This is a genomic window from Moraxella sp. FZLJ2109 (genome assembly GCF_024296965.1).
GTDB lineage: Bacteria > Pseudomonadota > Gammaproteobacteria > Pseudomonadales > Moraxellaceae > Moraxella.
This window is the reverse complement of record NZ_CP101112.1, coordinates 1010164-1033981: the sequence shown is the minus strand read 5'-3', so window position 1 is coordinate 1033981 and position 23818 is coordinate 1010164. Positions and strand designations below refer to the sequence as shown.

18 protein-coding genes, 2 tRNA genes and 3 rRNA genes are annotated in these 23818 nt (G+C 46.7%); 9 read left to right on the top strand and 14 right to left on the bottom strand.

The window, feature by feature from the left end:
* Positions 1-70: 70 nt before the first annotated feature.
* Together NKU06_RS04700 and NKU06_RS04695 are read left to right on the top strand one after the other, a co-directional pair.
* Positions 71-544, top strand: a complete 474-nt coding sequence (locus NKU06_RS04700; RefSeq protein WP_254732151.1) for a DUF1850 domain-containing protein — start codon at positions 71-73, stop codon at positions 542-544.
* Complete coding sequence (locus tag NKU06_RS04695; protein ID WP_254729139.1) at positions 541-2535, top strand: TRAP transporter permease; 1995 nt, start codon at positions 541-543, stop codon at positions 2533-2535. The genes NKU06_RS04700 and NKU06_RS04695 overlap by 4 nt, the downstream gene beginning before the upstream one ends.
* Before the next feature lie 70 nt (positions 2536-2605).
* On the opposite strand, the gene NKU06_RS04690 is transcribed toward NKU06_RS04695, so the two are convergent.
* The gene (locus NKU06_RS04690; RefSeq protein WP_254729137.1) at positions 2606-3850 is read right to left on the bottom strand and encodes an aminotransferase class V-fold PLP-dependent enzyme; all 1245 of its coding nucleotides are present in this window, start codon (positions 3848-3850) and stop codon (positions 2606-2608) included.
* Positions 3851-3883: 33 nt separating this feature from the next.
* Positions 3884-4558 (bottom strand): 2OG-Fe dioxygenase family protein, encoded by a 675-nt coding sequence (locus NKU06_RS04685; RefSeq protein ID WP_254729136.1) that lies wholly within the window; start codon positions 4556-4558, stop codon positions 3884-3886.
* A 413-nt stretch (positions 4559-4971) separates the two neighbouring features.
* Here NKU06_RS04685 and NKU06_RS04680 point away from each other — a divergent pair, with 413 nt between their 5' ends.
* Positions 4972-5469 (top strand): WG repeat-containing protein, encoded by a 498-nt coding sequence (locus tag NKU06_RS04680; RefSeq protein ID WP_254729135.1) that lies wholly within the window; start codon positions 4972-4974, stop codon positions 5467-5469.
* Between the two features lie 83 nt (positions 5470-5552).
* Here NKU06_RS04680 and NKU06_RS04675 read toward each other — a convergent pair whose 3' ends face one another.
* The 11 genes from NKU06_RS04675 to NKU06_RS04625 all read right to left on the bottom strand — a co-directional run bounded on the left by NKU06_RS04675 (position 5553) and on the right by NKU06_RS04625 (position 16865).
* Positions 5553-6191, bottom strand: coding sequence for a 1-acyl-sn-glycerol-3-phosphate acyltransferase (locus tag NKU06_RS04675; protein WP_254729134.1), 639 nt, complete (start codon positions 6189-6191; stop codon positions 5553-5555).
* Between the two features lies 1 nt (position 6192).
* Entirely contained in the window at positions 6193-8079 is a 1887-nt protein-coding gene (gene parE, locus NKU06_RS04670; protein ID WP_305884407.1) for a DNA topoisomerase IV subunit B, read from the bottom strand.
* A gap of 78 nt (positions 8080-8157) precedes the next feature.
* Positions 8158-9000 carry an integrase core domain-containing protein gene (locus NKU06_RS04665; protein ID WP_254729032.1) on the bottom strand — a complete coding sequence of 281 codons (843 nt, stop codon included), beginning with the start codon at positions 8998-9000 and terminating at the stop codon, positions 8158-8160.
* Positions 9001-9065: 65 nt separating this feature from the next.
* Positions 9066-9689: a YqiA/YcfP family alpha/beta fold hydrolase gene (locus NKU06_RS04660; protein WP_254729132.1), complete on the bottom strand. Its 624-nt coding sequence runs from the start codon at positions 9687-9689 to the stop codon at positions 9066-9068.
* 130 nt (positions 9690-9819) lie between these two features.
* A complete protein-coding gene (locus NKU06_RS04655) occupies positions 9820-10473 on the bottom strand; it encodes an IS1595 family transposase (protein ID WP_254729130.1) in 654 nt (217 codons plus the stop codon).
* Between the two features lie 398 nt (positions 10474-10871).
* Positions 10872-10985 (bottom strand): 5S ribosomal RNA (gene rrf, locus NKU06_RS04650).
* Between the two features lie 129 nt (positions 10986-11114).
* A 23S ribosomal RNA gene (locus NKU06_RS04645) occupies positions 11115-13971 on the bottom strand.
* A 263-nt stretch (positions 13972-14234) separates the two neighbouring features.
* Positions 14235-14310: transfer RNA gene (locus NKU06_RS04640), tRNA-Ala, on the bottom strand.
* 7 nt (positions 14311-14317) lie between these two features.
* Positions 14318-14394, bottom strand: a tRNA-Ile gene (locus NKU06_RS04635).
* 61 nt (positions 14395-14455) lie between these two features.
* Positions 14456-15984: ribosomal RNA gene (locus NKU06_RS04630) — 16S ribosomal RNA — on the bottom strand.
* Together the 16S, 23S and 5S rRNA genes with 2 tRNA genes alongside form the textbook arrangement of a ribosomal RNA operon.
* Positions 15985-16439: 455 nt before the next feature.
* On the bottom strand, positions 16440-16865 hold the full coding sequence (locus NKU06_RS04625) for a helix-turn-helix domain-containing protein (RefSeq protein ID WP_254729128.1): 426 nt from the start codon (positions 16863-16865) through the stop codon (positions 16440-16442).
* A 154-nt stretch (positions 16866-17019) separates the two neighbouring features.
* Here NKU06_RS04625 and NKU06_RS04620 point away from each other — a divergent pair, with 154 nt between their 5' ends.
* Complete coding sequence (locus NKU06_RS04620) at positions 17020-17199, top strand: hypothetical protein (protein ID WP_254729126.1); 180 nt, start codon at positions 17020-17022, stop codon at positions 17197-17199.
* A 27-nt stretch (positions 17200-17226) separates the two neighbouring features.
* Positions 17227-17664 (top strand): hypothetical protein, encoded by a 438-nt coding sequence (locus tag NKU06_RS04615; protein ID WP_254729124.1) that lies wholly within the window; start codon positions 17227-17229, stop codon positions 17662-17664.
* Positions 17665-17727: 63 nt separating this feature from the next.
* Here NKU06_RS04615 and tyrS read toward each other — a convergent pair whose 3' ends face one another.
* Positions 17728-18936 carry a tyrosine--tRNA ligase gene (tyrS, locus tag NKU06_RS04610; protein ID WP_254729122.1) on the bottom strand — a complete coding sequence of 403 codons (1209 nt, stop codon included), beginning with the start codon at positions 18934-18936 and terminating at the stop codon, positions 17728-17730.
* A gap of 161 nt (positions 18937-19097) precedes the next feature.
* Between tyrS and NKU06_RS04605 the strand changes: the two genes are divergently transcribed.
* The 4 genes from NKU06_RS04605 to NKU06_RS04590 all read left to right on the top strand — a co-directional run bounded on the left by NKU06_RS04605 (position 19098) and on the right by NKU06_RS04590 (position 23716).
* The gene (locus NKU06_RS04605) at positions 19098-20327 is read left to right on the top strand and encodes an anhydro-N-acetylmuramic acid kinase (protein ID WP_254729120.1); all 1230 of its coding nucleotides are present in this window, start codon (positions 19098-19100) and stop codon (positions 20325-20327) included.
* A gap of 344 nt (positions 20328-20671) precedes the next feature.
* Positions 20672-21628, top strand: a complete 957-nt coding sequence (locus NKU06_RS04600; protein WP_254729118.1) for a LysR family transcriptional regulator — start codon at positions 20672-20674, stop codon at positions 21626-21628.
* 240 nt (positions 21629-21868) lie between these two features.
* Positions 21869-22762, top strand: coding sequence for a methylisocitrate lyase (gene prpB, locus NKU06_RS04595; protein ID WP_254729116.1), 894 nt, complete (start codon positions 21869-21871; stop codon positions 22760-22762).
* Between the two features lie 180 nt (positions 22763-22942).
* Positions 22943-23716 (top strand): sulfite exporter TauE/SafE family protein, encoded by a 774-nt coding sequence (locus tag NKU06_RS04590; protein ID WP_254729114.1) that lies wholly within the window; start codon positions 22943-22945, stop codon positions 23714-23716.
* Positions 23717-23818 lie beyond the last annotated feature (102 nt).

The window sequence follows — 23818 nt, the reverse complement described above, 5'->3', positions numbered from 1 at the left end:
GCCTGTGATGATACATCACTCAAAGCGCCCTACCCCAGTTTGTCTGCGGTATGGCGCTGTCTTGTTTTTTGTGTTATTTGTTTTGGTTGTTGTCTTTGTTGTATTTTTGATCAAGACCAAGCACATCACCATCACGGCCGATGGTCTTGATGGCACGCCAATACACTGCTATCTGACCGACCCACAGCTGACGCTCAAGTGGCGGCATTCGGTCGAAAAGCAATATTGGCAAGAATACTACGAACAGCACGGCGATCGATTACACCTAACGCGCACCTATATGCAAGCTTTTGGCGCAGGCACACCCGTAGCAGGCGATGCCATTGACGCGCCTGCAGGCTATGTCGGACTGAGCGTCGATCAATGGTATGATGAGCTCAACTGGGTGGTGTCGCACAATATGCGTGGTGAAATTGAGCTGCCGACGCATACTATCGCTATTTATCAGTATCTCGCCGATTATACCCCTGTGCGCATTCGCATTGAATCGCACGCACCGTTTGGGTGGTGGCAGATGGATAAATGCCAAGGAGAATTTCAATGAGTAAAACTGATGCCAAGCACGCGACAGCGGTCGAAAATACCGTCGATGCTCAGGCCATTTTAGAAAAGTTTGACCGTGAATCTGTCACGCGCAGCCCAAAAAATCGCGTGGTCACTTATCTGATCGCAGCGATCACCATTTTTTATTCCTTATTCCATGTCTATATCACCTTTGAGCCGCTACCTGAACTGGTGCAGCGTTCGGTGCATGTCTCGGTGGGTCTTGCGCTGATTTTCCTATTGTACCCTGCATCTGCCAAGAGCTCACGAAGCTCGGTTGCTTGGTATGATTGGATTTGGGTGGCGGCATCGCTACTGGGAGCAGGATATCTGATTTGGCAATACCAAGAGATCGTCACTGTGCGCGGCGGTATTCCCAATCAGATGGACATCATCATCTCGATGATCACTGTTTTGACCGTACTTGAAGGAGCGCGGCGGATCACAGGCTGGATTTTGACGATTTTTGCTTTGGTGTTTTTGGCGTATCCGTTCATCAGTCATATGGATTTTATGCCTGATCGCTTGCTGACGCGTCCTTATGATCTTGGCGATATTTTTGGACAATTATTCCTAAAAACCGAAGGTCTATATTCCACCGCCATCGGTGCGTCTGTGACCTTTATTTTCTTATTCATCTTGTTTGGTGCGTTTTTGGGTCGCTCGGGCATGGGTCAGCTGTTCAATGATTTGGCACTGGCATTGGCAGGCGATAAGCAAGGTGGCCCTGCTAAGGTAGCGGTGATTTCAAGCGGTTTTATGGGCAGTATCAACGGCTCAGCGGTCGCCAATGTCGTCGGTACGGGTGCATTCACCATTCCTTTGATGAAAAAAATCGGCTACAACAAAGAATTTGCTGGTGCGGTCGAAGCCAGTGCGTCTGTCGGCGGTCAGATTTTGCCACCAATCATGGGCGCATCCGCGTTCATCATGGCAGAGACCACAGGCGTGTCCTATGGTACGATTGCCTTGGCGGCGGTGCTGCCTGCGTTGCTATATTACTTAGGCGTGATCATGCAAGTGCATTTTCGCGCAGGCAAAAACAACCTAAAAGGCATCCCAAAAGCTGATTTGCCACGCGTCAAAGAAGTGCTCAAAGCACGCGGACATATGCTACTGCCGATCGCGGCGTTGATTTATTTTCTTGGCGATGGCATTCCTGTGGGTTATGCTGCGGCTTATACCATCGGCATCACAGTGATCTTAAGCTGGCTACGTCCTGAGACGCGCATGGGCTTTAGCGACATCCTAGATGCGCTACAAGACGGCGCGAAACAATCGCTATCAGTGATGGTAGCGTGTGCGGTCGTGGGCGTGGTGATCGGCGTGGTGAACTTGACAAGCTTTGGCACAGTGATGACTTCATCGATCGTCACCTTAGGTGCAGGTTCATTGTTCCTAACGCTTGTTTTGACCATGCTTGCATCGATGGTACTGGGCATGGGGATTCCATCGATTCCTGCCTATATCATCACCGCGACGATGGCAGCGCCTGCTTTGGCATCCTTTGACATTCCAATCATTGTCGCGCATATGTTTGTGTTTTATTTTGGTATTTTTGCCAATATTACCCCACCTGTGGCACTGGCTGCCTTTGCCGGTGCAGGCATCGCAGGCGGTGATCCGATGAAGACAGGTTGGCAGTCATTGAAGCTTGCTTTGGCAGGATTCATCGTACCGTTCATGTTCGTGTACAATCCTAATATGCTGATGATTGATGTCACCGACATCGCTGTCACTGCCAAGACCTTCGCCCTACCTGCATGGCATGTGATTGCGATGGTATCGATCACATCGATCATTGGCGTGATCGCACTGTCGGCGGCGGTGGAAGGCTATCTGAAAAACTCAATGGCGGCATGGCAGCGCATCATCATGGCGATCGGTGCGTTCTGTCTGATCGTGCCTGAGAGCATTACCGACATCGTCGGATTGGTGCTGGTGATCGCGATGGCTTTGTTAAATTTCAAAGCCAATAAAGCAGCTGCATAATCTGCCCAAGAAACAAAAAGTCGATGGCATCGTACCATCGACTTTTTTGTGCGCCGCTGTATTTAGCTGCTTACATACTCGCCACGCATTCATCAAGTAGCGCAAACAGCCGCGCCACTTCATCAATCGTATTATAATGTAAAAATCCCACACGCAAAAAGCCTGTCTCAACCAAATCAAGCTTACGCACCACATCTAGCGCGTAGAAGTTGCCCGATGGCAGCGCGATATTTTTTGCACCGAACCACGCACTCACCGCCTTAGGATCGATAATTTGCCCATCTTTGATCAGATTAAAAGCAAAAGTCGGCGTGCGATTGGCAGTGTCTTTATGACCATAAAAACGGATATAGTCACGCTTTTGCACGCCATCTAAGAATGCTTGGATTAGGCTTAATTCATGCGCGCCTACCACTTGATACGCTGCCACAAGGCGTGTGCGCAGCGGCTCTGATGCAGGCACACCGCCAAGATTCGCCCAATACTCAAGCAGCGCAATCAGTGATGTCTGCGCTTCAAATGACTGCGTGCCTTGCTCCCACGCATTCGGTAGCGCATTGGTCGCAGGTTCAACTTTATAAAACCGCTCAGCCACCAGCACCCTTTCATTCATATAGCACACGCCAAGCCGTGCAGCACCGATCTTATACGCCGATGCAAAAAGCACATCACAGTCCAAAGCCTGCACATCCACGCACTCATGCACGATGGCGTGTACCGCATCGACACTCACGATCGCACCCACCGCGTGCGCGGCTTTTGTAATGGGCGCAAGCTTGGTCTTTGTACCAAGCACATTGGACGCCAAAGACACCGCCACAAGGCGCGTGCGCTCATCGATCAAGCTTGGCAATGCGGATAAATCAAGCGCGCTGCCGTCAGCAGTCAGTGGGATTTTGCGCACCTGCACGCCGCGATCTTCGGCGGCAAGCTGCCATGATGAGACATGGGAGAAATGATCAATGCTGCTAAGCACGATATTATCCCCCGCCTGCCAGGTCTGCGCAATCGTGCGCGATGCATGAAACATCAGGCTTGTGGCATTGAGCCCAAAAAACACCGACGATGCAGAACAGTTCAGCCACGCGCCCGCAGCTTGGCGCGCCTTGTCGTTCGTCTCTTGGGTCACGCGCCCTGCATGAGCTGCGCCGCCCAGATTGCTATTGAAATGATACAGATAATTTGCCATCTGATCGACGACGACTTTTGGCAGCTGACTGCCACCTGGTCCATCGAGCAGTAGTGGCAATTGTTCGTGTTCATCAGGCTTAGATAAACCCAAAAATCCTTGGCGAATGTGTGCGACATCGTACATATACAAATCCTAAAAATACCGATTTTGACCAAATTATGATACAACAGCAGGCTGGTCGTGCGCTGTCAAGACAAACAAATCCCAAAAGCCTTGCCCTGCTTGTGCTGGCGCGACATCACCAGCACTGTGCCACAGCTGCTTGTCATTTAGCACACAATAATCGCCTGCTTTTGGATCAAGGGTGGCAATCGGCACAGCATCCGTTTTGTCTTGCCACACATACAGCTCACCGCCTGCGACATTGTGGCGGCGCGTGGTGAAGACGCCGATATAATCAAAGCCATCTTGGTGAATGCCTTCAGGAGTCGCCACGGCATTGGCGTCGCGGTCTTTGGCAATGATGCGCATTTGATGGATAGCGATTTTACTGACATCAGGCAGGTTCGCCGTCGCCGCAAAGGCATCTAACATAGCGATAAACTCACCATCCGCGATGGTCGCATCGGTCAGATCATCATAATCACGCGTGACATTGCCCTGAAACTTATTCAAGCTGTCATCTTGGACAAAGGCTTCGTGTGGCTGTTTACTCACCATCTTGGCAAGCTTATCATAATGAAACACCGAATAGCGGCGCAAACGATAGCTGCCGTCCTTGTACGCGCTGGGCGTCAGACTGTCGAACGATGTCACCATCGGCGACTGCTCAGACAGCGCTAAATGGTCGATATGATAAGTAAAAGGCTGAGTGCAGGTCAAAGTCGTCATGATAACTTTCCTTGTCAAAAGGGATTGGTTTGGCAATTCATTCTAAAAATTTTTGTCCAATATAACAAAAAGTAATCAAATAAGCAAGCACACGCCGCACACTTACCGTGTAAGAAAATGCTTACAAGGATTGCCGCCATTTGCCACTATTTTTCATACGGCGAATTTGCGATACTATGCACACAGCAAGGAGATGGCAAAAGGATGCGCCAACAAGGATGACCGCTGTAACTAATGGATGAACCCGCACGGATGGGTGCAAGCCCAAGCAGGAAAAGCAATCAAGCCACATGAACCCAAATTTCATGTGGCTTGATTGCTTTTATAACTTATTGATAATTATAAAGATTTGTGATTGGGCTACGGGTCTGATCGGAAGCCGATACAATTTTTAGTCAAGTCAGAGCATCGTCATGAAAACAACTTTATTGCACAAATTTGCCATCGCTGCAGCAAGTGTGCTATTTATCATCCCCAGTGCATGGGCATACCGCTGCGAAAGACCAAAAATAACAGACCATGATTACGACATTGTAGATTGTCTATTTGAAGACTTGGCAAGAGTTAAGCAAGGCGATCGATGGGGTTTTATCGATAAAGCAAGTGCGATCGTCATTCCCTTGCAAGATTATACCCATGTTTCTATTTTTAGCGAAGACTTGGCAAGCATTCAAAAGGACGGCAAATATGGCTTTATTGACAAAACTGGCAAAGTAATTATTCCGCTGGAATATGACGATGCTTTGGGATTTTGGGAAGGCTTGGCAGCAGTTGAACAAGATGGCAAATGGGGATTTATTGACAAGACAGGTGCAACAGTCATTCCGTTTGAATATGATTATGCTTGGTATTTTAAAGATGGCTTAGCACAAGTTTTAAAAGATGGAGAAGTTTTTTATATCGACAAGTAAGGTCAGCGAGTCAAGTAATCTTTTGCCCAAGGTACAAAACCGCTTATCCTAAAAATAAGCGGTTTTTTATGGTATCTACAGCATCACCCCAAATCCTGCAGCGCCTGCGCCATTTGATCAGGATGATAGCCTTTGATGCCGCGATAATTTTCAAGAATCACCGCCAAATCAGCATCATAATCACCCGTCGGATAAAACACGGGCAAAAATCGCACCGTCTTGGTCGGATAATCCAGTGCAGCAGGCACAATCGGCACACCTGCCCTCATTGCCAAATAATAAAATCCCGTGCGAAAAGCAGCGCTATATTTACGCGTCCCTTCAGGCGCAAGTGCCAACAGCAGCGGTGCACCTGTGGCGAAGCGGTCGATGTTGGCTTGTAATACCGAGCCTTTTTTGTCACGGTCGATAGCAATCACTCCTGCCCATGTCAAAAACTGCGAGAGTATCGGCACGGCGAACAGCTGCTTTTTGCCCATGATTTTGATATCCAAACCCAGTGCCAACATCGTCAAAAGTGCAGGCACACCATCAACATTGGATGTATGCGGCGCGCCGATGATCACCGCTTGGGGGATGTTAGGAATCTTACCAAGTAGCCGCCAGCCAAGCAAACGCAAGGTCTTGCGTGCAAGTGCGGTAGCAAGCGGACGATGACGGCGTGGCAGCCGATCGCCAAGCGCGTCATAATCCAGTTCGGATAATTGCTGCAAATCAGTCATATCACACCGCAATCTCAGCCAAATCGCCTTTGGTCTCAAGCCAGTGTTTGCGATCGGCGGCGCGTTTTTTGGCAAGTAGCATATCCATCACGCCATTAGTCATGCTCAAATCATCCAAATCCAGTCGCACAAGCTTACGCGTATCAGGATTCATCGTCGTCTCTTTGAGCTGACTTGGATTCATCTCACCTAAGCCCTTAAAGCGGGTGATTTGTGGTTTTTTATTACCAAGGCGTGCAAGTATTTGATTTAATTCATCATTATCCAGTGCATAATACACTTCTTTGCCCGCATCGATACGATACAGCGGCGGCACCGCGACATACAGATGTCCAGCTTCGATCACCGCAGGAAAATGCTTGACAAATAAAGCACAAATCAGCGTGGCAATGTGCAAGCCGTCGCTATCAGCATCGGCAAGGATACAGATCTTATCATAACGCAGCTCGGACAAATCATCGCTCGCAGGATCGACACCGATGGCGATGGCGATGTCGTGAATCTCTTGGCTAGACAACACGGTATCAGACGACACTTCCCATGCGTTCAGAATCTTACCACGCAGCGGCAAAATCGCCTGAAACGCATTATCGCGCGCTTGCTTGGCACTGCCGCCTGCCGATTGACCTTCGACCAAGAATAACTCTGAGCCTTCTTTAAGACCACCGCGACAATCCCACAGTTTACCCGGTAGCGCAGGACCTTGAGCGACTTTTTTGCGCGCGACTTTCTGCGCGGTAGCAAGGCGGCGCGATGCCTTAGAAATGGCAAGCTCGGCGATGGCTTTGGCACTGTCTGGGTGCTGATTCAGCCACAGGCTAAACGCATCTTTGGCAAGCGTCTGCACCAGTGGCGCAGCTTCACGGCTCGACAGTCGCTCTTTGGTCTGACCGCTGAACTGCGGCTCGACGAATTTGAGCGACAAGATATAATTGACCCCATCCCACACATCTTCGCCAGACAGCTTGACCGAGCGCGGCAGCAGATTATGAATCTCACAAAACTCGCGCAAGGCTTCAAGCACCCCTGTGCGCAGGCCATTGACATGCGTGCCACCTTGGGCAGTGGGGATCAGATTGACATAGCTTTCTTGGATGGGTGTGCCGCCATCAGCCAGCCACGAGATGGCAAAACCTGCACCGCCGCGCTCTCCTTTGGCAGGCTCTTGATTGAAATAAAACGGCTCATCAGGCAAGCACAGTGCATCACCAAGTTGCTCACTCAGATAGCCGACCACGCCATCGCTAAATTGCCAACTTTCAGACTCACCGCCAATCTCATCGATAAAATCAATCTGCAAGCCAGCCAATAGTACCGCTTTGGCTTTTAGGGTGTGTTTTAGGGCTTTGATGGCAAATTTCGGCGAATCAAAATAGCTGCCATCGACCCAAAACTGCACGCGCGTGCCACGCTTGCGCTTATTACTCGCAGGCGCAATCTGTAGCGGCGAAGTCGGCTCACCATCCGCAAAAGTCATGGTATGCTCAAGTCCGTCACGCCACACCGTCACCAGCACCTTATTGGACAAGGCATTGACCACGCTGATACCGACGCCATGCAGACCGCCTGAGACTTGATAATTATCCGTGCCAAACTTACCGCCTGCGTGCAGACGCGTCAAAATCAGCTCAATGCCCGACTGGTTGAACTCAGGGTGAATGTCCGTCGGCATACCGCGACCATCATCTTCAACCGACAGCGAGCCATCGGCGTGCAAGGTCACAATGATGTGCTTGGCAAAGCCCGCCAACGCTTCATCGACCGAGTTGTCGATAACTTCTTGGGCAAGGTGATTGGGGCGTGTGGTGTCAGTGTACATCCCTGGGCGGCGACGGACAGGCTCAAGCCCCTTTAGGACTTCTAGATTTTGGGAAGTGTAGGTCATAATCGGACAAATCAATACCAATAAAATTACAGCTATTTTACACCAATAGCTGTAATTTGGGAAATCTAAGCTGTAAGAAACTCAAGCGTTATTTACACTTTGCTTAAAATAAAACTCTAACCACTCATAAGGAGTAAAAGTTAAAGTCTTGCCAGTAGTCTCATCTTTCTTACTTAAAGATGAGTGCGGTCTAACAGTGTTGTAGAAATTAAGAAATCTGGTTAATTCTTGCTTTCTATGCTCACTGCTGACAAATTCATGTTTATCATGCCAAAGCTCCATTAATGTTCGTATGACCCTTTCAGCTTTGCCGTTGGTTTGTGGCCTACCTACTTTGGTAAATTTTTGATTGATGTTGTTTTGATAGCAGGCTTGAGAAAATTCATGGTCTTTTGTGCCTTTATATTCTGTGCCATTGTCAGAATAAATCACATCAATTTTGTAGGGGCATGGCTCTATCACTTGTTCTACAAGAAACTGTGTTGCACTAAAGGCTGTTTTATCCGGCATGATGTCAGCATACAATTCGCGAGAATAGTCATCTATGGCAACAAATAGATATTCTCTAGGACTGTTGGCATTTTGTCCTTTGAGCAAGGGCAGGCGTTTGGTGTCCACATGCACCATCTCACCAGGATAGGACTTATTGTATCGCTTGGCTTGCTTTTTGAGCTTATCCTGTATGGATTGTTCAACTTTAGCAAGGCGTTTAATACCATATTTGGCTTGTTTAAAGCGATTGTTGGTACTGGCTTGGGGCTTGAGTAGCTTAACACGAGCAAGTTTTAAGACTTTGTAAATGGTAGGTCTTGATACTTTGTACTCCAATGCTAGTGAAGTAACTGACTGCCTGTTCTTGTGATAAGCAGTCCAAATGGCTTCCCGTTGGTAGGGAAGCAATCGTGTATTTTTATGAATGTTCATTTGCAGTATTTTACCTTAATACTGTAAACAACGGTAGTTTATCTTACATCTAAGCAAGTAAAGGATCAGTGCGAACTGTCGTGCAGCTCAACCGCCCACGCCACCACCGTCTGAACATGATCTTCAAAATCACTGATCCGATGATCACCACCTTCTAGAGCAAGTACTTGCGCGCCTTGTTCTTGATAAAATGCACGGCTGGCATGGGCATCCAGTAGTTCATCGCCCAGTTGCAAAAACACTCGAATCCGCTCACCAAAAACAGCCTGCAGGCGATGATGCTCAAGCCATGCCAAATCTCCATAGACAATCTGCCATCCGCCCGTCGTGGTATAAATTACCGTGTCTGCTTGCAATGCCTGTTCACCATCACCAGTAAAATTATCCTGCAAAAATCTGCGAAAGCTGATGTCAGGTCGAATACTTGGATTAAGCAAAACCGCAGGCACGCCTGTTTTATCGCTCATTAAGGTAGCAAAATACCCACCCAAACTTGAGCCCATCAGTACTGTATCTTTGCCATCTCCAATAAGTTCACTTAACAGCGCCACAACTTCATCTGGCGTACGGTTTAAATCAGGGCGAATGACTTCAATATCAGGATGATGAGCAGCACAATAGCGGCTGACAATCTGAGCCTTGATGGCGTTACTGTCACTGTCGAGTCCGTGTAGGTAGATGAGGCGCATAGGTTTGATTCTCACATGGCTTACTATAAACTTATGATATGATTTTTTGGACAGATATCTTATGAATCATGATAGCAAATATTTTAATAAAAATCAGTATATAATTTTAGGGGCTGTACTAGATAAACCCCTAAACCCCACACCATTTTCTTAACAATCTTAATTGATTGGATGGTGTGCCATAGTTAAATCTAAACTCGCATTCTTTGATAAAGAAATGAAAATGCTTTTTGTCAATACCGTTATATTTTCTTAGAATGCGTTTGGATTGCGACCAAAAGTTTTCAATGCCGTTAATGTGATTATGATTGTTTGCAAATTCTTTGGAATGATTAATTCTAAAGTGTTTAAAATCACTCACATCTAAAGCATTATAACTTCGATAGCTATCTGTATAAACCACGCTATCAGGTTTGATTTTACTGGCAATAATAGGCATTAATGTCTTAGCTTTGGTATCTTTAACACAGGCAGTATAAACCTTACCATTGCGTTTTAAAAGACCAAATACGGCAACTTTGCCAGCAGCAGCACGCCCACGCTTGCCTTTACGAATGCCACCGAAATAGCTTTCATCCAATTCTACTTCACCGTCAAATAATTCACAAGCTTCAAGGTTTAAGCGATATTCAATCACCAAGCGAATTTTATGATAAAACAAAGCAGCTGAATTATGATGTATCTCTAACAAATCAGCAGCTGATCTTGCGGTGACTTCAAGCACAAAAAATTCAAGCAGTTTAACTTGAACTTTTTTACTTAATTTACAACGGGTTATCTTCATAAAACTAGTATAGCATTGTTGCTAATCTAGTACAGCCCCTAATTTTAAATTTCTTAATCAAAAATTGCAAAGATGGGTTTGTTTGTATAAAATTAAAGACAAATCCACTTTATAACCCAAAGGCTATATTATGGAATTAATTCTACCGCCTTGTCTTGGTCATAAAACCCGCATTCTATATCCAAAGAAGTGGTTTAAAAACAGTGACGAAAAAGGTTTAATCGCAAGAACAGCCAGCAACCTTAAGTTGATTGGGTTATATCTAAGAGAGCTTCATCCATACTTCTTTGAAGATTGTGCCGGTACAATATTCCCAGAGCTATCACCACCCCCAACAAACCCTTTCAAGCTCTATAAACCAAAACCCCCACCAATCATGGCGGGGGTTTTAAATAAGGTGCTGACGATGACCTACTCTCACATGGGCGAACCACACTACCATCGGCGCTAAGACGTTTCACTTCTGAGTTCGGGAAGGGATCAGGTGGTTCCATCTTGCTATTGTCGTCAGCGTAAAAGGATTAACAACGCTGTTATGAGTCTGTTATTTGTTTTTTTATCAAGATTGATTCAAGCTTATAGGTAAAATCTTTACACTTACCATCAACACAATCAGTAGTATTAAACCACTTGGGTGTTGTATGGTCAAGCCAAACGAGCAATTAGTATTGGTTAGCTACACATGTCACCATGCTTCCACACCCAACCTATCAACGTCGTAGTCTACAACGGCTCTTTAGGGAAATCTCATCTTGAGGTGGGCTTCCCGCTTAGATGCTTTCAGCGGTTATCCCATCCGAACGTAGCTACCCGGCAATGCCACTGGCGTGACAACCGGAACACCAGAGGTTCGTCCACTCTGGTCCTCTCGTACTAGGAGCAGATCCTCTCAAATTTCCAACGCCCACGGTAGATAGGGACCGAACTGTCTCACGACGTTCTAAACCCAGCTCGCGTACCTCTTTAAATGGCGAACAGCCATACCCTTGGGACCTGCTTCAGCCCCAGGATGAGATGAGCCGACATCGAGGTGCCAAACACCGCCGTCGATATGAACTCTTGGGCGGTATCAGCCTGTTATCCCCAGAGTACCTTTTATCCGTTGAGCGATGGCCCTTCCATACAGAACCACCGGATCACTAAGACCTACTTTCGTACCTGCTCGACTTGTGGGTCTCGCAGTTAAGCGCGCTTTTGCCTTTATACTCTTTGAACGATTTCCGACCGTTCTGAGCGCACCTTCGTACTCCTCCGTTACTCTTTAGGAGGAGACCGCCCCAGTCAAACTACCCACCATACATTGTCCTTGATACTGTTATATCTAAGTTAGAACCCCAACATAACCAGGGTGGTATTTCAAGGATGGCTCCATAGGAACTGGCGTCCCTACTTCAAAGCCTCCCACCTATCCTACACAAGTTAGGTCAAAGTTCAATGTAAAGCTGTAGTAAAGGTTCACGGGGTCTTTCCGTCTAGCCGCGGGTACACAGCATCTTCACTGCGATTTCGATTTCACTGAGTCTCTGCTGGAGACAGCGCTGCCATCATTATGCCATTCGTGCAGGTCGGAACTTACCCGACAAGGAATTTCGCTACCTTAGGACCGTTATAGTTACGGCCGCCGTTTACTGGGGCTTCGATCAATAGCTTCGCTTGCGCTAACCACATCAATTAACCTTCCAGCACCGGGCAGGCATCACACCCTATACGTCCACTTTCGTGTTTGCAGAGTGCTGTGTTTTTAATAAACAGTTGCAGCAGCCTGGTATCTGCGACTGCCAGTAGCTTACACCGCGAGGGTTTCACCACCGGCAGCGTACCTTCTCCCGAAGTTACGGTACCATTTTGCCTAGTTCCTTCAGCAGAGTTCTCTCAAGCGCCTTGGTATTCTCTACCTGACCACCTGTGTCGGTTTCGGGTACGATTTGTTTATGACTATCGCTTAGAAGCTTTTCCTGGAAGCATGGTATTTGCCACTTCGCCAGTAAACTGGCTTGCTATCAGATCTCAGTAATAGCCTAGCGGATTTGCCTACTAAGCCTACCTACATCCTTCCACCTGGACAACCATCGCCAGGCTGGCATAACCTTCTCCGTCCCTCCATCGCATCATAAACAAGTATCGGAATATTAACCGATTTCCCATCGACTACGCCTTTCGGCCTCGCCTTAGGGGTCGACTCACCCAGCCCCGATTAACGTTGGACTGGAACCCTTGGTCTTCCGGCGAACGGGCTTTTCACCCGTTTTGTCGTTACTCACGTCAGCATTCGCTCTTGTGATACCTCCAGCATACCTTACGATACACCTTCACAGGCTTACACAACGCTCCCCTACCACTTAATTGAAACAATTAAATCCGCAGCTTCGGCTCCTAGTTTGAGCCCCGTTACATCTTCCGCGCAGGCCGACTCGACTAGTGAGCTATTACGCTTTCTTTAAAGGGTGGCTGCTTCTAAGCCAACCTCCTAGCTGTCTGTGCCTTCCCACATCGTTTCCCACTTAACTAGGAATTTGGGGCCTTAGCTGGCGGTCTGGGTTGTTTCCCTCTTGACGACGGACGTTAGCACCCGCCGTCTGTCTCCCGGATAGTACTCATGGGTATTCGGAGTTTGCATCGGTTTGGTAAGTCGGGATGACCCCCTAGCCGAAACAGTGCTCTACCCCCCATGGTATTCGTCCGAGGCGCTACCTAAATAGCTTTCGGGGAGAACCAGCTATCACCGAGTTTGATTAGCCTTTCACCCCTATCCACAAGTCATCCCCTACCTTTTCAACGGGAGTGGGTTCGGTCCTCCGGTGTCTGTTACGACACTTTCAACCTGCTCATGGATAGATCACTCGGTTTCGGGTCTATACCCTGCAACTGAAGTCGCCCTATTAAGACTCGGTTTCCCTACGGCTCCCCTATACGGTTAACCTTGCTACAGAATATAAGTCGCTGACCCATTATACAAAAGGTACGCCGTCACGGAACAAGTCCGCTCCGACTGCTTGTATGCACACGGTTTCAGGTTCTATTTCACTCCCCTAACAGGGGTTCTTTTCGCCTTTCCCTCACGGTACTGGTTCACTATCGGTCAGTCAGGAGTATTTAGCCTTGGAGGATGGTCCCCCCATCTTCAGACAGAATTTCTCGTGTTCCGCCCTACTTAATATGTCTCATAAACAGTTTCGCATACAGGACTATCACCTACTATGGTTGGCTTTCCCACGCCATTTTGCTACTGTAAATTCGATCGGCTCCTCCCCGTTCGCTCGCCGCTACTTGGGGAATCTCAATTGATGTCTTTTCCTCGGGGTACTGAGATGTTTCACTTCTCCCGGTTTGCCTCATAAAATAAATTATGATACCTAAGTTATCTTAGGTGGGTTTCCCCATTCAGAAATCGCCGGGTCACAGGATATTGCCACCTCACCGACGCTTATCGCAGGCTATCACGTCTTTCATCGCCTCTGACTGCCAAGGCATCCACCATGTGCACTTCATTACTTGACCATACAACCCCAAGTAGTCTTGGTGTTATAAGGGTAATGTGTAACGATCTTCACCTATGTTTACGCTTGATTCAGTTCTCTTTACTTTAGGTGATTGTATTTTGGGGTACAATCACCATGGTTAATAAATTACGTTGGATAATTTATTAACCCAGACTCATAATCATGTTGTTAAATAGTGTTATAAACTTCGTCAGTTTATAAAGTAAAAGCATAAATAAGAAATCTCTTATTAAATTGCTTATGTATGCTTTGATGTTTAAATGGTGGAGCCAAGGAGAGTCGAACTCCTGACCTCCTGCGTGCAAGGCAGGCGCTCTACCAACTGAGCTATGGCCCCAATTTAATGGTGGGTCTAATAAGACTTGAACTTATGACCCCCGCGTTATCAACACGGTGCTCTAACCAACTGAGCTATAGACCCGTTTTAAACATCTTACCAAAGAACAACTTGTTGTGGATTCTTGCCAATCAGATATCTTCATTAAGGAGGTGATCCAGCCGCAGGTTCCCCTACGGCTACCTTGTTACGACTTCACCCCAGTCATCGACCCCACCGTGGTGATCGCCCTCTTGCGTTAGGCTAACCACTTCTGGTGAGATCAACTCCCATGGTGTGACGGGCGGTGTGTACAAGGCCCGGGAACGTATTCACCGCAGCATTCTGATCTGCGATTACTAGCGATTCCGACTTCATGGAGTCGAGTTGCAGACTCCAATCCGGACTACGATTGGCTTTTTGAGATTAGCATCACATCGCTGTGTAGCAACCCTTTGTACCAACCATTGTAGCACGTGTGTAGCCCTGGTCGTAAGGGCCATGATGACTTGACGTCGTCCCCGCCTTCCTCCAGTTTGTCACTGGCAGTATCCTTAGAGTTCCCACCCGAAGTGCTGGTAACTAAGGAAAAGGGTTGCGCTCGTTGCGGGACTTAACCCAACATCTCACGACACGAGCTGACGACAGCCATGCAGCACCTGTATCAGAGTTCCCGAAGGCACTAAGCTATCTCTAGCGAATTCTCTGTATGTCAAGACCAGGTAAGGTTCTTCGCGTTGCATCGAATTAAACCACATGCTCCACCGCTTGTGCGGGCCCCCGTCAATTCATTTGAGTTTTAACCTTGCGGCCGTACTCCCCAGGCGGTCTACTTATTGCGTTAACTGCGTCACTAAGTCTTCAAGAGACCCAACGACTGGTAGACATCGTTTACGGCGTGGACTACCAGGGTATCTAATCCTGTTTGCTACCCACGCTTTCGCACCTCAGTGTCAGTATGATGCCAGGGAGCTGCCTTCGCCATCGGTATTCCTCCAGATCTCTACGCATTTCACCGCTACACCTGGAATTCTACTCCCCTCTCACCTACTCTAGTCACCCAGTATCAGATGCAGTTCCCAGGTTAAGCCCGGGGCTTTCACATCTGACTTAAGCAACCACCTACGCGCGCTTTACGCCCAGTAATTCCGATTAACGCTTGCACCCTCTGTATTACCGCGGCTGCTGGCACAGAGTTAGCCGGTGCTTATTCTGTAGGTAACGTCAGGGCTAATGGGTATTAGCCATTAGCTTTTCCTCCCTACTTAAAGTGCTTTACAACCAAAAGGCCTTCTTCACACACGCGGCATGGCTGGATCAGGCTTTCGCCCATTGTCCAATATTCCCCACTGCTGCCTCCCGTAGGAGTCTGGGCCGTGTCTCAGTCCCAGTGTGGCTGATCATCCTCTCAGACCAGCTACAGATCGTCGCCTTGGTAGGCCTTTACCCCACCAACTAGCTAATCCGACTTAGGCTCATCTAATAGCGAGAGCTTGCGCCCCCTTTCACCCGTAGGTCGTATGCGGTATTAGCTTGAGTTTCCCCAAGTTATCCCCCACTACTAGGCAGATTCCTAAGCATTACTCACCCGTTCGCCACTAGGTATCAGGAGCAAGCTCCCTAACCTCGTTCGACTTGCATGTGTTAAGCCTGCCGCCAGCGTTCAATCTGAGCCATGATCAAACTCTTCAGTTTAATCTTTAAGTTGCCTAATTGCTTAGGACTTTAATATTGGCTCATTTATTATTACTAGCAATATTTGCTCATCGTGTAAATGAATTAACTTTGAGTATTCTTGCTGAATATAAATGATAATTTTTTTAAGATTATCTTGTATTCGCAAAAATCCACACAAGTTGTTCTTTAGTTTTGATTTTAAATAGTGTTAGTCATACTATCGTCTAGTGGATGACTTGAGCTCTCTATTATAACCGATTGGTTTTTTATGTCAAGCTTTTTGTTTGAATTTTTTTTCAATTCAAGTTTGTTTGTTTTGACTAGGTCACAGTGGTTTGATGTATTTATCATCGCTGTGTCGTCGTCAGTGGGTGCGTATTATACGCTGTTTTGGTGGGGAGTCAAGGGGAATTTGTGAAAAAGTTAGGGGATTTGGGAGATTGTTTGTAAGGGGTTGATTTTGTTGGGGTTTTTTATAATTTATTCTGCTTTAACAGGTTTATCATTTCTTTCAAAGTTTGAATCTCCTGATCTTTTTGATTGATAATCACATCCTTATACTCGATAACCTCTTTTTGATGTCGGATTTGCAACTTCAGTTTTTCAACTTCTTGCTTTAATTCTGGATCGCTATGCAGATAATAATTAGCGGTTGCATTCTCACCGCTATTGTTTGGCAACTGAACTACAATACCACCATCTTGCCCCAATTCTAGCAATTCGATTGTATCCATATTAAAAATCTCGGCTATCTGTTCTAATTTTTCCAACTTTAATTGGGTAATTCCACGCTCAATCTTTGCATAACCGCTTGCAGTCATGTTTAATTTTTCAGCCATTTCTTCTTGAGTAAAATTACTCATTTCTCTCATACTTCGAATATTTTCATGCACTTTCATTACTTGCACCTTTATAAAAAATGGCTTAGCTTTGTCCAAAATGGATTGTAAATTGTCCATTTTGTTAATGGTAGTTCTATTATAGCAAATTTATAATGTGAAATGAAAATATTATGTATATTTTCATTTTGATAATTGATAAAAGGATTCTACTATGTCTAGATATTCAGTTTTGTTACGCTACAAAAAACCCAATGGTAATGGCGGCACCAAATGGATTCAAGGAATCAACGCCAGTTCAAGATCAGAAGCTATTGATATAGCCATTTCTAAGGCGGAATCTTCTGAGCCAAGCTTTACTTGGACAGTTGAAAAAGTCGATCAGCTTTCTTGATTCTGTATTTGCTTTCTAGAGATTGTTATGTTTAATAAACTTCTAGCCAAAGGAAAAAGCCTATCGGAAAAAGTCGCTACAAAACCCGATGAATCCGATTCGTCATCTGTTCTTTCTCATCTCATGGATGACAACTCCATCAAAGACAAAGCGCAAGCATTATTTGATGAACATTGGGATAAAATTGAAGCTTTTTTGATTAAAGGCTTACTTGGTGTCGCTGAAGAAAAGCTTCAAGATGAAGAGTTTATGTCAACAATTTTTGAAAAAGCCTATGAGCTGCTACCAACAATTGTAAGATTGGTAATTTCTCGTAAGACGTTTTTTGGTTTTATAGAACCTAGACGCAACGACTTGATGATAAAAATTGGTGAGCTAAGAGATGAATGGGTAGAAACCGAGAATTTGAAAGCTACACAAGATTCTTTGACTTTGCTTGATGACAACCCATCTAGATCAGACTAATTATCAATCTTGCCTTTTAGTAAAAGCACAATGCTAGAACATTGTGCTTTTTTGTTTGTAATCTTAGGCTACGCTGACTCTCGCATACGCCTTTTTACCTGCTTGGATGACCACCGTCTGCCCTGCTGATAGCGCAAAACTGGCATCGACCACTTCACCATCGACCTTGACCGCGCCACGAGACAGCATATCTTTGGCTTGTGCACTGTTTTTGGCTAGCGCCGCTTGGTTTAGCACTTGGGTGATAAATAGCCTGTCCTGCTCGCCAAGACTGAGTGTCACTTCTGGCAAATCCACTGGTAGCTCGCCATCAGCTAGGCGGTTGCCTGCGGATTTGTGGGCGTTTTCGGCAGCTTCCGCCCCATGGAAACGCTCAATCAGCTCAAGCGCTAGGATGCGTTTGATTTCTTGGGGATTGCGACCATTTGCCATCTCATCAAGTAGTGCATTGACTTCATCCATCGGCTTAAAGCTTAATAGCTCAAAGTAGCGGGGAATGAGCGTATCTGGCATCGATAGCACTTTTTGGAACATCACGCCTGCAGGGTCATCGATACCGATGTAGTTGCCCAGTGATTTACTCATCTTTTGGACACCATCCAAGCCTTCTAGAATCGGCATGGTGATACACACTTGGGCTTCTTGGTTGTAGCGGCCTTGTAGCGTGCGACCCATCAAGATATTAAAGGTCTGGTCAGTACCGCCAAGTTCTACATCCGCCTGTAGCGCCACTGAGTCATAGCCTTGCACCAATGGGTACAAAAATTCATGAATCGCAATCGGTGTCTGCGATGCATAACGCTTACTAAAATCATCACGCTCAAGCATACGAGACACGGTCACTTGGCTTGCTAGGGCAATCATATCGCCTGCTGACATTTTGCCAAACCATTCTGAGTTAAAGACAATCTTGGTCTTATCTTTATCCAAAATCTTGAACACCTGCTCGGCATAGGTCTTGGCATTGGCTTTGACCTGCTCTTCGGACAGTGGCGGGCGGGTGTTGTTCTTGCCCGTTGGGTCGCCGATGCGCGCGGTATAATCCCCAATCAAAAACAGCACTTCATGACCCAAATCCTGAAAATGACGCAGTTTGTTCAGCACCACAGTATGACCAAAATGTAAATCTGGCGCTGTCGGGTCCATGCCAAGCTTGATACGCAGTGGGCGATTTTGTTTTAATTTTGCCAACAAATCTTCTTCAGAATAGATGGCATCGACGCCACGCTTAATCAGGGCTAATTGTTCTTCTGGGCTCAAAAAATCGCTCATAATCTTACCTATTGATTTTGTACAAATAAAAACTGCCTTGATTATATCAAAATTGCACAAAAAGTCATCCATAGGATTGCTTTAACGCAAAAATTCATATCGTTTGGGGTGAAAATTTGCTATGCTAGGTGGCGAATTTTTTTGTGAATTTGGGCGAGATGATGATGCAGACTGATGATTTTTTTGAGCAGATGACGCAGTTGTTTGATGATAGCGGGGCAACTTTATTGGATGAGGCGCCTTATTTTATTGGCATGATGAGTGGCACGAGCCTAGATGGGATGGATGCGGTGCTGTGTGAGTTTTTTGATGATGGTGCGCCTGTAGTCATTGCTAGTCACAGTTTGCCTTTTGATGATGAGTTGCGTGATGCTTTGCTTGCTTTGACTACGCCCAATGGCGTGGCGGATTATATTTTGGATAATCAGCTTGGCTTTGAAAGTGAGCTGGATGTCTATGGCTGGGCAAGTGTGTATTATGCCAATTTTGCCGCACAAGTGGTGCTCGAATTACTTGCCAAAGCCAATATTGATAGCGACAAAGTCAGTGCCATCGGCTGTCATGGGCAGACGGTGCGTCATCGTCCGCAGTGGTCATTTAGCTTACAGCTACTTGACCCTAATGTACTTGCCGAACGCACTGGCATCGCTGTGGTGAGTGATTTTCGCCGTCGTGATATGGCGGTCGGCGGTCAAGGCGCACCGCTCGTGCCTGCGTTTCACCAAGCGATGTTCGGCGCGGTCGCTGACATCAAAGCAGTGCTAAACCTTGGTGGCATTGCTAATATCACCGTGCTTGATCATGATGGTTTCGGCACGCCGATGGGCTTTGATACTGGCGTGGCAAATCTGCTCATGGATGCGTGGATCGCGCGCCATACAGGACGGCTGTATGATAAAGATGGCGCGTGGGCGGCGTCGGGTGCGGTGATTGTGCCGCTGCTTGAACGCCTGCTTACTCATCCATTTTTTGCCAAAGCTGCACCAAAAAGCACAGGGCGTGAAGAATTTCACTTAGACTGGCTCGATGACAATCTGCTTGCGCTGTCGTACGATCATCCAAACTTACGCTACAGCCCTGCCGATGTACAAGCCACACTCGCTGAGCTGACCGCCATCAGCAGCGCGCGTGAGATCGCACACTTTGGTGATACTGGCGTGCTGCTCGTCTGCGGTGGTGGCGCGCGCAATGGCTATCTGATGAGCCGCCTTGCTGCGCATCTACCGATGATGACAGTGATGCCAACAGACAGCCTTGGCGTGGATGTGTCTTTGGTCGAAGGCATGGCGTTTGCGTGGTTGGCGCGCCAAAATATCCTAGCACGCACTGGCAATGTCCCAGCCGTGACAGGCGCGGATAAGGCGGTGGTCTTGGGTCAGGTGTGTTTTTGATCGACAATACCGACACAGATTTCACTCATCAAAGCCCAAGTGACAAGCTTGGGCTTTTTATTGGTCAAATTCTGGGATTTTAATAGTATTTTATAATGTTAATTAAACAATGGTTTTAAAAATTTAGATGATAATGGTACTTGATTTTATTGGGAATTTATTACCAAAAAGGCATTTTGTATAGTCAATTTTGATAAGATTATTTGAAAAATGAATACTGTAAAATTTATCTTTATCATAATGAAAATATATAGCGCGCAAAAGATTGGCAATTGTTGCAAATAGTGGTATTATCATAGATATAAGATGTAATATATTAACAGTATTTTTCCAATGGAGGTTGTATGGAATTTCGGCAATTGGGTTATTTCATGCATTTGGCAGGGACAGGCAGTGTCAGTCAATCTGCAAAAGTTTTGGGTTTATCCCAGCCTTCTTTAAGCCGCCAAATCCAGCAACTTGAAGACACTCTGCAAGTTGAGCTGTTTGAACGCCATCATCGCCCGATGACACTGACAGATGCTGGTGAATTTCTATACCGTCATGTCAAGCAGCCCCTGCATGAGCTTGAGCAGGCGATGGCTTTGACACGCCGATTCGGTGATGGTCGCCAAAACCGCTTGGTCATCGGCTCTGTGGTCTCGGTGCTGTATGGTCTGCTACCTGAAGTCATCTCGCAGCTACGCCAAAATATCGGTGGCACGCATCCTGATTTTGACATCAAAGTCATCGAAATGAGCTTTCAGCAACAAGTTGCCGCCCTAAAATCTGGTGAGATTGATGTGGGCTTCGGTCGCTTTGCCACCCAAGACAATCTGATTCAGCAGACATTTTTACGCCATGAGCCATTTGTGCTGGCTGTACCAAAATGGCATCCGCTTGCCAAACAAGACACTCAAGCAGTGAGCCTATCGGCGTTGGCAAATGACACGCTGATTTTGTACCACAAAACCCCAAATCCGACAGTGAATCTCATCGAAACCGACCCTCTACTACAACTGTTTGAACAAACAAGCACTCAGCCGAAAAATAATATCCGCGTGCGTGATATCCAAGTGGCACTGGCGATGGTGGCTGCCAGCGAAGGCTTTACCATCGTGCCTGACAGCCTAAAAACCGTGCGCACAGAACAGATCTGCTATCTGCCATTGGCGCATGATTTCACATCGCCGATGTACATCAGCACCTTGGCGCACAACCCTATCCCACACATCGACGCCCTGCACCGTGCGATCTTAAGCGTCTATGAACGCCACGGCATCAGCGCACCTGAACCATTGATGGCTAAATTTGCCGATTGATTTGTTATGTTTTTGTAACTAAATATTTCTGAATATTGCAAAAAGTATTTAATGCTTGCATAAACATGATAAATCTTATGTAAAATTCGGCTGATATTATGCATATTATGCATAAATAAGGCTTCTTTGACCGACATTCCCCAAATTTGGGCAATTTTCCCTACAGACAAATGCCAAAAATTGGGGTAATATTGCGTCATATCATAACAATTTTCGTTGATGTCACTTAAGGAAGAAGTCATGAGCCAAGTTTCTGCAGGTCGCCGTTTCCGCGACGCCATCGCTAGCGAAAAAGCCAACAACAAGCCACTGCAAATTGTCGGTACGATTAATGCCTACACTGCCATGATGGCAACCCAAGTCGGCCACAAGGCCATCTATCTATCTGGCGGCGGTGTCGCCAACGCTTCATTCGGTCTGCCTGACCTTGGCATGACCAGCCTAAACGATGTTCTCACCGATGCCACTCGCATCACCAATGCTGTCGATACCCCACTACTGGTGGACATTGACACCGGTTGGGGTGGTGCATTCAATATCGCCCAAACCATCAAACAAATGGAAAAAGCCGGTGTCGCTGCCGTGCATATCGAAGACCAAGTCGCCCAAAAACGCTGCGGTCATCGCCCAAACAAAGAAATCGTCTCAACTGCTGAGATGGTCGATCGCCTAAAAGCAGCACTTGATGCCAAAGTTGATCCTGACTTTGTGGTGATGGCTCGTACCGATGCCCTATCTGTCGAAGGCTTGGATGCTGCCGTTGAGCGTGCTGTGGCTTTCCAAGAAGCGGGTGCCGACATGATCTTTGCCGAAGCTTTGACCGATATCTCAATGTATCGCAAATTCACTGATGTGCTAGATATTCCTGTACTTGCAAACATGACAGAATTTGGGCAAACTGACCTATACACCACTGATGAGCTATATGCGGTGGGTGTGGACATGGTACTGTATCCGCTATCGGCGTTTCGCGCGATGAATAAAGCGGCACTGAATGTCTATCAAGTGCTTAAGGATGAAGGCGTGCAAACATCGATCGTCGATACCATGCAGACGCGCATGGAGCTGTACGATTTTCTAAATTATCACAGCTATGAACAAAAGCTGGATGAGTTATTTGCTGCCAAGAAATAATGACAAGCAGTGATCAATCGGGTGTTAATTAATGGTCAAACCAATTTGAAATAAGACAAGCAATAACTATCATTTCAAAGTTGGCAGACCGCACACCCACACAATGCCACTTGCGCATTGAATATGATGATATAACCATGCTAAGATTTTTAAGAAAATTATCTGTAGGAAATAGTTAGCATGAACGATGTCATCCAAATCCTGATCTTTGCCATCGCAGGCATCCTGCATGGCATGACAGGTATGGGCTTTCCGATGATCGGCACATCGGCTTTAAGCTTTGTGGTGCCATTATCCCAAGCGGTGGCAATGGTCGCTGTGCCAAGCCTATTGATGAGCCTGCTTGTGCTGTGCACCAATAATACACGCGGCATCATCGCTGAGCTTGGGTATTATCTGGATCGATATAAGCTGCTTGCCATCGCAAGTGTCATCGGTGGCATCATCGGCGTGCAGCTGCTATTGATACTGCCAGCAGCGTATCTGTATCTGATGATGGCGGCAGTGACGCTGTATTACGCAGGGCATGGGCTATTGACCGTGATGGGTAAGGCTCGCCCCATCACGGTGCCGACAGGTGTAGTGAGTATGGCGATCTTTGGGCTTATCGCTGGGATCGTCGGTGGCGCGACCAATGCCATGTCGCCGATTTTGCTGATTTATCTGTTCAGCCACAGCGATGATAAGAACACCATCGCCAAAGCCAGTAACTTATGCTATCTGCTTGGCAAAGTGGTACAGATCGTGATGCTCAAGGAGCAATATTTGGCATTTGGCAAACAAGAATTGAGCCTACTTGCCATCTTGACCATCGTATCGATGGCGGCATTGTTCATTGGCACTTATTTTCGCCAAAAGATCAGCCCAAGCGTGTTTAAACTGCTGATTTTTGGGATTTTGCTGGTTTTGGCATTGAAAATTGGACAAACTGGCATTGTAAAATTGATGGCGTAAGTAGCAAGACTGCTTAGCCAATAGAATATTGATGGCATGGTTTTGCCACAAACCCTTCGCTAAAAAAAGTCTTGTCAAGGATTGCAAGCAGCTTTAAGTTTG